The following is a 7,183-nucleotide window of genomic DNA, read 5'->3' on the forward strand; positions in this document are numbered from 1 at the left end:
TGAACCCCTACGGCGTCCCGGCCAAGGACCGCTCCGGCCAGCTCGAGTTGCTGGAGCCGCCGAACCTGCGCGCGCTGATCGACAAGTGCGCCGCCGCCACCCGCATCCCGCCATCCCCCACCGCATCCCAGGAGTAAGCCATGACCGCCTGGAACGATTTCAACGACGCGCAGCAGCAGCCCAGTTTCGACCTGATCCCCAAGGGCACGCTCGCCCGCGTGCGCATGACCCTCAAGCCCGGGGGCTTTGATGACCCGGCCCAGGGGTGGACCGGCGGCTACGCCACGCAGAGCTTTGAGACCGGCTCGGTGTATCTCGCGGCCGAGTTCGTCGTGCTGGAGGGCGAGTACGCCCGGCGCAAGCTGTGGACCAACATCGGCCTGCACACCCCGAAGGGCCCGACCTGGGGCCAGATGGGGCGCAGCTTCGTGCGCGCCGTGCTCAATTCCGCCCGCAACGTCCATCCGCAGGACATGAGCCCGCAGGCCGCCGCCGCGCGGCGCATCCAGGGCTTCCACGAGCTCGACGGCATCGAGTTCCTCGCCCGCATCGACGTGGAGAAGGACGGCCGGGGTGAGTTGAAGAACGTCATCCGAAACGCCGTCGAGCCCGACCACCCGGACTACGCCCGCCTGATGGGGCTGCCGCCGAAGAACCCCGGCACCGGCAACGGTGGCGCCCCGGCGGCGATCGCCCCGCCCCGTGCGATGCCCACGCCTGCCGTTTCCCAACGCCCCGCCGTGCCGGGTAAGCCGGCCTGGGCTCAATGAGGGGGACACGTGAAATGCTGGGTCTGCAAACGACAGGCGCGCGGCTTTGGCCACACGGACCTTCGGCATCCGGTGGGCGACGCCCGGCGCTATCCGATCGACTGGGTGTTCTGCTCGCGGCGCTGCCAGGAGGCGTTTCACGCGCTCTACGGCCACTGGCTGCGGGTGCGCGAGGGGCGCACCGACATCAAGGAGGTCGCCATGATCGATCCGTCTGACGTCGAACTGGCCGCGATGAAGAAGTGCCTCAAGGCCTTCGGCGAGGTCGCGGGCGAGATCGGCTTTGCCAAGCCGCTGGGCGAGTATTCCGAGGCCGAGGCGCTGCAGGTGATCGACGCGATCGTCACCGGCTACACCGAGGCGATGGTCGCGCACCACGAGGCGAGCAAGTATCCGCCGGTGCGGGGACTCAAAGACCCCGTGTCCGACCCCTTCGCGGATCTGGAAGACGACCTGCCGTGGGAGGAACCGGAGTCAGCCTCCAAAGCGGCACGCAAGGGCGCACCACAGGAGGCGCGGCGATGATGGACTTCAACGCCTCCAGGAGCTTCTCGGGCCAGATCACGGCGCTGATCGATGCGGCCATGCAGCAGTCGCGTGCGGCCCAGCCGCGCCGCACTTATCTCGGCGCCTCGCGCCTGGGGGCGGCCTGCGAGCGGCAGATGCAGTACGAGGTCGCCGACGCCCCGGTCGATCCGGGTCGCGAGACCGACGGCCGTCTGCTGCGCGTCTTCGAGCGCGGCCATGTGATGGAGGACTGCATGGCCGCCTGGCTGCGCGCCGCAGGGTTTGAGCTGCGCACGCGCGACGATGCCGGCGAGCAGCTGGGCTTCTCGGCGCTGGACGGGCGCCTGCAGGGCCATGTGGATGGTGTCCTCGTCGCCGGGCCGGATCTGGGCCCGGGCTTCGGGTATCCGGCGCTGTGGGAGAACAAGTGCCTGGGTGCGAAGCCCTGGCGCGAGCTGGACAAGCACCGGCTCGCGGTGGCCAAGCCCATCTACGCCGCGCAGGTGGCGATCTACCAGGCCTATCTCGGCCTGCACGCGCAGCCGGCACTGTTCACCGCGGTCAACGCCGACACGATGGAGATCTACGCCGAGCGGGTGCCCTTCGATGCCCAGCTTGCGCAGCGCATGTCCGACCGGGCGGTGAAGGTGATCACGGCCACCGATGCGGGCGAACTGCTGCCGCGCGCGTTTGCCGACCCCACCCACGTCGAATGCCGGATGTGCCCTTGGCAGGACCGGTGTTGGAGGACCGTGGCATGACCAACACACCGCTGCACCAGGTGCTCGGAGAGCGCCTGATCGACGCCCGTGAGGCGGCGCACGCGCTCAACCTGCCGCTGTACTGGCTCACCCACGCCAAGGAGCGCCGGCGTCTGCGCCTGCCGCATTACCGGGTCGGCAAGCTGCTGCGCTTCAAGCTCACCGAACTCGTCGCCTGGATGCAGGACGCGCAGGCCAGCGGCATCGCGCAGCGCCGTCATGGGGAGGAGGCCGATGTTGGACTTCCATGATCCCGCTCCCCAGGGGAAAGCCGTGGCCGCCGAGCGGCGCGAGGCCGTGCGCAGCGCCTTGCACGGGCGTTTGGAGGGGCTGCTGCCCTTGCTGTTTCCTGCCGGTCGCATGCGCCGAGGCAAGTTCCTCATCGGCGACGTGCTGGGCAGCCCGGGCGACAGTTTGGAAGTGGTGCTCGCAGGCGACAAAGCGGGCCTGTGGACCGACCGGGCCACGGGCGAAGGCGGCGATGTCTTCGACCTCATCGCCGCCCATCACGGGCTCGATGCCGAGCGCGACTTTGCGCACGTCCTCGATGTCGCGGAGGGTCTCGTCGGTCGCGTCCCCGCGGCCCCGGCGTCCCAACGCCGTCGGGCAAACCGGCAGACGCCTCTGGACGAACTCGGCCCCGCCACCGCCAAGTGGGACTACCTCGACGCGCAGGGGCGGCTCATCGCCGTCGTCTACCGCTACGACCCGCCCGGGCGCAAGAAGGAGTTCCGGCCCTGGGATGCCAAGCGGCGCAGGATGACCCCGCCCGAGCCGAGGCCGCTCTACAACCAGCCGGGCATGGCCAGTTCCGCGCAGGTGGTGCTGGTCGAAGGCGAGAAATGCGCGCAGGCCTTGATCGAGATCGGGATCGTGGCCACCACCGCGATGCACGGGGCGAAGGCCCCGGTGGACAAGACCGACTGGTCGCCGCTGGCGGGCAAGGCGGTGCTGATCTGGCCCGACCGCGACAAGCCGGGCTGGGAGTACGCGATGGCCGCCGCGCAGGCGGCGCTCGCGGCCGGCGCCGCCACCTGCGACGTGCTGCTGCCGCCCGACGACAAGCCCGAAGGGTGGGATGCGGCCGACGCCGTGGCCGAGGGCTTCGATGTCGGCGCCTTCATCGCCGCGGGCCCGCGCATGAGCATCAAACCCGCACTTGGGCAGCCCACCCAAGAGCCCTCCGTCTGGGCCACCGATGACGCGCTGGCGCTCGCCTTCACCGCGCGCTACGCCGAGGACTGGCGCTACTGCGCCGCCTGGGGCAAGTGGCTGGTGTGGGATGGCCGGCGCTGGCAGGCGGATGAGACGCTGCTGGTGCATCACCTCATCCGCGCCATCTGCCGCGAGGCCGCCCTCGAGGCCGATTCGCACCGGCTCGCGGCCAAGCTCGCCGCCAGCAGCACGGTGGGCGGCGTGGAGCGACTCGCCCGCACCGACCGGCGGCATGCCTCCACTTCCGAAGAGTGGGATGCCGATCCCTGGCTGCTGAACACGCCGGGCGGCGTGGTCGATCTGCGCACCGGGCGGCTGCGCCCGCACGAGCGCGCCGACCGCATGACCCGGCTCGCCGCCGCCACGCCCCGCGGCGACTGCCCGCGTTGGCGGGCCTTCCTGGCCGACGTGACCGGCGGCGATGCCGAACTGCAAGCGTACCTGCAACGCATGGTCGGCTACTGCCTCACCGGCTCGACGGCGGCGCATGCGCTGTTCTTCCTCTACGGCACCGGCGCCAACGGCAAGAGCGTGTTCGTCAACACCGTGGCCACGATCCTGGGCGACTATGCGGCCACCGCCTCGATGGAGACTTTCGTCGAGACACGCCATGAGCGCCACCCGACGGACCTCGCGGGCCTGCGCGGGGCGCGCTTCGTCTCCGCCATCGAAACCGAGCAGGGGCGGCGCTGGGCCGAATCCAAGGTCAAGGCCATCACGGGCGGAGACCGCATCGCCGCGCGCTTCATGCACAAAGACTTCTTCACCTACACGCCGCAGTTCAAGCCCGTCATCGTCGGCAACCACAAGCCCGCCATCCGCAACATCGACGAGGCGATGAAACGGCGGCTGCACCTGATCCCGTTCACGGTGACGATCCCGCCGGACAAGCGCGATGGCCGGCTCACCGAGAAGCTCCTGGCCGAACGCGACGGGATCCTGGCTTGGGCGGTCGAGGGGTGCCTGGCCTGGCAGCGCGAGGGGCTGCAGCCCCCGGCCAGCGTGATGTCGGCCACCGCCGAATATTTCGACGAGGAGGACGCGATCGGTGACTTTCTCGACGAAGAAGCGCAGCGCCATCCGCAGGCCCGCGTGTCCGTGGCCGACGTGTTCCAGCGCTGGCAAGAGTGGGCTGCTCGGCGCGGCGAATACGTCGGCACGAGCCGCTGGCTCGCGCAGCAACTGGCCAACCGCGGCTTCGAACGCACGCGGTTGCACGGGGGTGCCAAGGGGCTGGCGGGGCTGTCCCTCAAACCCAAGGACTTCGGTGCACGACTCCCATACCGCGACGACTGAACCCCAAGGGTGACCGAAGGTGACTGGCCTGCCGGTAATTCCTCTACACGTGCGCGCGCGCACGTGAGAGCCGATATACGGCACGGCGGTCACCTTCGGTCACCAGACACCGATGAAAGGATGAACCGATGATCTCCACGATCCTGGCCCTGGACCTGGGCACCACCACCGGCTGGGCGCTGCGCGACCGCAGCGGCCACATCACCAGCGGCGCGGAGAGCTTCCGCCCGCAGCGCTTCGAAGGCGGCGGCATGCGCTTCCTGCGCTTTCGGCGCTGGATTTCTGAAATTCAGTTTCTGTACTTCGAGGAGGTGCGCTGCCATGCGGGCGTGGATGCCGCGCACGCCTACGGCGGGTTCCTGGCCACGCTCACCGCCTGGTGCGAGCACCACGGCATTCCCTACCAGGGCGTGCCGGTGGGCACGATCAAGAAGCACGCCACAGGCCGTGGCAACGCCCGCAAGGACGAGATGCTGGCCGCCGCCCGCGCTCGCGGCCACAGCCCCGCCGACGACAACGAGGCCGATGCGCTGGCCTTGCTGCACTGGGCGATCGAGCGCCACGACGCGGCGCAGGAGGGGTGAGATGCACATCCCGACCCCTCGCTACCGGTGCCCGCTGGCACGCCTGCAGCCCGAGCCGATGGACGTGGAAGCCGTCAAGCGCCAGGGCTGGCGCGAGCAGCGCCTGCTCGTCGTCGGTCTGGACGATGAACGGCTCGACTGGGCAGAGCGCGAGCTGATCCGCCGCATCGGCGAGCGGCTCTACGGATCACGGGATGGAGCCCCGGAGGCGCGCCATGGCTGAGTGGACCGTCGAGCGTGTGGCCGAACGCTTCCGCGAGGCGGCCATCACCGCCCACCGCCTGCCGTCCGTGCGGGTGCAGGGCTACTTCAACACCTGGCCCGCGATCCGGCGCATGCCCTGGGAGACGCTGGGGGCCGAACCCACGATCCGGCGCTTCCCACCCACACCCGAGACCATCGAGCGCATGCTCGAGACCATGCGCTGGGTCTTGTGGCTGGAGGAAGAGGAACGGCATCTCGTGTGGATGCGCGCCGAGCGCCACCGCTGGCGCGACATCTGCGCCCGCTTCGGCTGCGACCGCACCACGGCCTGGCGGAGGTGGCAGCGGGCGTTGCAGACCGTGGCTGACACCCTCAACGGCAAGCGAGAAGCAGACCGCCTGCCCAGCCGTTCGCTTGACAAGACGGGGCTGCAGGAATCCAATAACAGTTACTAACAGTTATGATGCAAACCCATGCCGACGAGCGTCGCCCTCAGCCCCCATTTCGAGGCCTTCATCAAGGAGCAGGTCGCCTCCGGTCGCTACAACAACGCCAGCGAGGTGGTTCGCGCAGGCCTGCGCTTGCTGGAAGAGCAAGCCCAGCGTCACGCCCTGCAGTTGGAAGAACTGCGTGCGGCCATCACGGCCGGCCGATCCAGTGGTCCGGAGCAGCCGGCCGAAGAGGTCTTTGACCGACTGGAGACGAAGTACCGGGATCAGGCGAAGCGCCGCACGAAATGACCCGGCTCGTCATCACCCCGCTGGCCGCAAGCGACATCGAGGAAATCGGCGACTACATCGCCCAGGACAATCCGAGCCGAGCCGTCAGCTTCGTGGCAGAACTTCGCATGCAATGCAGCAAGATCGCCGCGGCGCCCCAGGCGTACCGGCTGCGCCCCGAGCTCGGCGAAGGCATTCGGTCCTGCGCTCATGGCAACTACGTGATCTTCTTCTGCGCGTCCGACGATGAAGTGAGCATCGTGCGCGTCTTGCACGGCGCACGGGATATCGGCGCCCAGTTCGGTGGCCAGGACAGGCCAAGTGGGCGTCTTGGATGGCCATGAAGAAGCGCCACGACCGGATCCTCGAAGCCGTCCATGAGACGGCGCGTGACATGCATCGCCTGGGCTTCATCGACAAGCGCAAGATGCGCAAGTACGACGCGCTGTGCCGGGTAGCCAAGCGCAACCGCAAGTCCCCGCCAGTCGCTTCCCGTCTGCGTGTTTTGGCGTGATTTGGCGCGCGGGGTCGGGCATGAGCGCGCATCTGCGGGAAACCGCGACTCGAGCCGCTGCAACAGAGCTGCCGTTTCGGGGGTAGGATTTCGGCTAACTTCTGGACAGCGGTGACGCCCGAACAAGCTGCCCGGCGATCGACGGGTCCTTCCTGGCCAAAGCGCTATGCGGGGGGCGCGAGCGCGGCGCTTCGCCACCGTCAGGATGCAAACCGAGGTTTGCAGGGTTTGCGGTTTGCAGCCCTCCAGCCCGAGACCTTCTCCCCGACACCCTAGCCCGCCCACGGTCCGCCGTCGGCGGGTTTCTTCGTTTCCAAGACACCGATTCTGGACACGCTCGCCGTCACGTACCGCAAGGTCGAGACGCTGATCCCCTACGCCCGCAATCCGCGCACGCACAGCGACGAGCAGATCGCGCGCATCGCCGCCAGCATCGCCGAGTTCGGCTGGACCAACCCGATCCTGGTCGATGGCGAGCACGGTGTGATCGCCGGCCATGGCCGGCTGCTGGCCGCACGCAAGCTGGGGCTCGCCGAGGTGCCGGTGATCGAGCTTGCGCACCTGACGCCTGCGCAGAAGCGCGCCTACGTGATCGCCGACAACCGGCTCGCGC

Annotated in this window: 12 protein-coding genes; all 12 read left to right on the top strand. The window is 69.0% G+C overall.

Going from position 1 to position 7,183, the window contains the following annotated elements:
- Window positions 1-140: 140 nt before the first annotated feature.
- Window positions 141-770, top strand: a complete 630-nt coding sequence (locus F615_RS0116820) for a hypothetical protein (RefSeq protein ID WP_019562313.1) — start codon at window positions 141-143, stop codon at window positions 768-770.
- A 9-nt stretch (window positions 771-779) separates the two neighbouring features.
- Window positions 780-1,295 carry a DUF6511 domain-containing protein gene (locus F615_RS0116825; RefSeq protein ID WP_019562314.1) on the top strand — a complete coding sequence of 172 codons (516 nt, stop codon included), beginning with the start codon at window positions 780-782 and terminating at the stop codon, window positions 1,293-1,295.
- Window positions 1,292-2,038, top strand: a complete 747-nt coding sequence (locus tag F615_RS0116830) for a PD-(D/E)XK nuclease family protein (protein WP_019562315.1) — start codon at window positions 1,292-1,294, stop codon at window positions 2,036-2,038. The genes F615_RS0116825 and F615_RS0116830 overlap by 4 nt, the downstream gene beginning before the upstream one ends.
- Window positions 2,035-2,289 (top strand): helix-turn-helix domain-containing protein, encoded by a 255-nt coding sequence (locus tag F615_RS18975; RefSeq protein ID WP_019562316.1) that lies wholly within the window; start codon window positions 2,035-2,037, stop codon window positions 2,287-2,289. Before F615_RS0116830 ends, F615_RS18975 begins: the two co-directional genes overlap by 4 nt.
- Window positions 2,273-4,549, top strand: coding sequence for a phage/plasmid primase, P4 family (locus tag F615_RS0116840; protein WP_019562317.1), 2,277 nt, complete (start codon window positions 2,273-2,275; stop codon window positions 4,547-4,549). Before F615_RS18975 ends, F615_RS0116840 begins: the two co-directional genes overlap by 17 nt.
- A 128-nt stretch (window positions 4,550-4,677) precedes the next feature.
- The gene (locus F615_RS0116845; RefSeq protein ID WP_019562318.1) at window positions 4,678-5,133 is read left to right on the top strand and encodes a crossover junction endodeoxyribonuclease RuvC; all 456 of its coding nucleotides are present in this window, start codon (window positions 4,678-4,680) and stop codon (window positions 5,131-5,133) included.
- 1 nt (window position 5,134) lies between these two features.
- Window positions 5,135-5,356 carry a hypothetical protein gene (locus F615_RS0116850; protein ID WP_019562319.1) on the top strand — a complete coding sequence of 74 codons (222 nt, stop codon included), beginning with the start codon at window positions 5,135-5,137 and terminating at the stop codon, window positions 5,354-5,356.
- Window positions 5,349-5,792 (top strand): DUF6362 family protein, encoded by a 444-nt coding sequence (locus tag F615_RS0116855; RefSeq protein ID WP_019562320.1) that lies wholly within the window; start codon window positions 5,349-5,351, stop codon window positions 5,790-5,792. The genes F615_RS0116850 and F615_RS0116855 overlap by 8 nt, the downstream gene beginning before the upstream one ends.
- 18 nt (window positions 5,793-5,810) lie before the next feature.
- Complete coding sequence (locus tag F615_RS0116860) at window positions 5,811-6,077, top strand: type II toxin-antitoxin system ParD family antitoxin (RefSeq protein ID WP_019562321.1); 267 nt, start codon at window positions 5,811-5,813, stop codon at window positions 6,075-6,077.
- Entirely contained in the window at window positions 6,074-6,400 is a 327-nt protein-coding gene (locus F615_RS0116865; protein ID WP_019562322.1) for a type II toxin-antitoxin system RelE/ParE family toxin, read from the top strand. The genes F615_RS0116860 and F615_RS0116865 overlap by 4 nt, the downstream gene beginning before the upstream one ends.
- Window positions 6,397-6,570, top strand: a complete 174-nt coding sequence (locus tag F615_RS20600; RefSeq protein WP_245558379.1) for a hypothetical protein — start codon at window positions 6,397-6,399, stop codon at window positions 6,568-6,570. The genes F615_RS0116865 and F615_RS20600 overlap by 4 nt, the downstream gene beginning before the upstream one ends.
- 327 nt (window positions 6,571-6,897) lie before the next feature.
- The coding region (locus F615_RS19785) for a ParB/Srx family N-terminal domain-containing protein (protein WP_033371779.1) at window positions 6,898-7,183 on the top strand (286 nt) is incomplete at its 3' end.

The organism is Caldimonas manganoxidans ATCC BAA-369 (assembly GCF_000381125.1).
Classification (GTDB): domain Bacteria; phylum Pseudomonadota; class Gammaproteobacteria; order Burkholderiales; family Burkholderiaceae_C; genus Caldimonas; species Caldimonas manganoxidans.

What these genes read in the sequence shown, in the direction of transcription:
- F615_RS0116820 (WP_019562313.1), top strand. Translation starts at nt 141, where the DNA reads ATGACCGCCTGGAACGATTTCAACGACGCGCAGCAGCAGCCCAGTTTC.
- F615_RS0116830 (WP_019562315.1), top strand. Translation starts at nt 1,292, where the DNA reads ATGATGGACTTCAACGCCTCCAGGAGCTTCTCGGGCCAGATCACGGCG.
- F615_RS18975 (WP_019562316.1), top strand. Translation starts at nt 2,035, where the DNA reads ATGACCAACACACCGCTGCACCAGGTGCTCGGAGAGCGCCTGATCGAC.
- F615_RS0116840 (WP_019562317.1), top strand. Translation starts at nt 2,273, where the DNA reads ATGTTGGACTTCCATGATCCCGCTCCCCAGGGGAAAGCCGTGGCCGCC.
- F615_RS0116845 (WP_019562318.1), top strand. Translation starts at nt 4,678, where the DNA reads ATGATCTCCACGATCCTGGCCCTGGACCTGGGCACCACCACCGGCTGG.
- F615_RS0116850 (WP_019562319.1), top strand. Translation starts at nt 5,135, where the DNA reads ATGCACATCCCGACCCCTCGCTACCGGTGCCCGCTGGCACGCCTGCAG.
- F615_RS0116855 (WP_019562320.1), top strand. Translation starts at nt 5,349, where the DNA reads ATGGCTGAGTGGACCGTCGAGCGTGTGGCCGAACGCTTCCGCGAGGCG.
- F615_RS0116860 (WP_019562321.1), top strand. Translation starts at nt 5,811, where the DNA reads ATGCCGACGAGCGTCGCCCTCAGCCCCCATTTCGAGGCCTTCATCAAG.
- F615_RS0116865 (WP_019562322.1), top strand. Translation starts at nt 6,074, where the DNA reads ATGACCCGGCTCGTCATCACCCCGCTGGCCGCAAGCGACATCGAGGAA.
- F615_RS20600 (WP_245558379.1), top strand. Translation starts at nt 6,397, where the DNA reads ATGAAGAAGCGCCACGACCGGATCCTCGAAGCCGTCCATGAGACGGCG.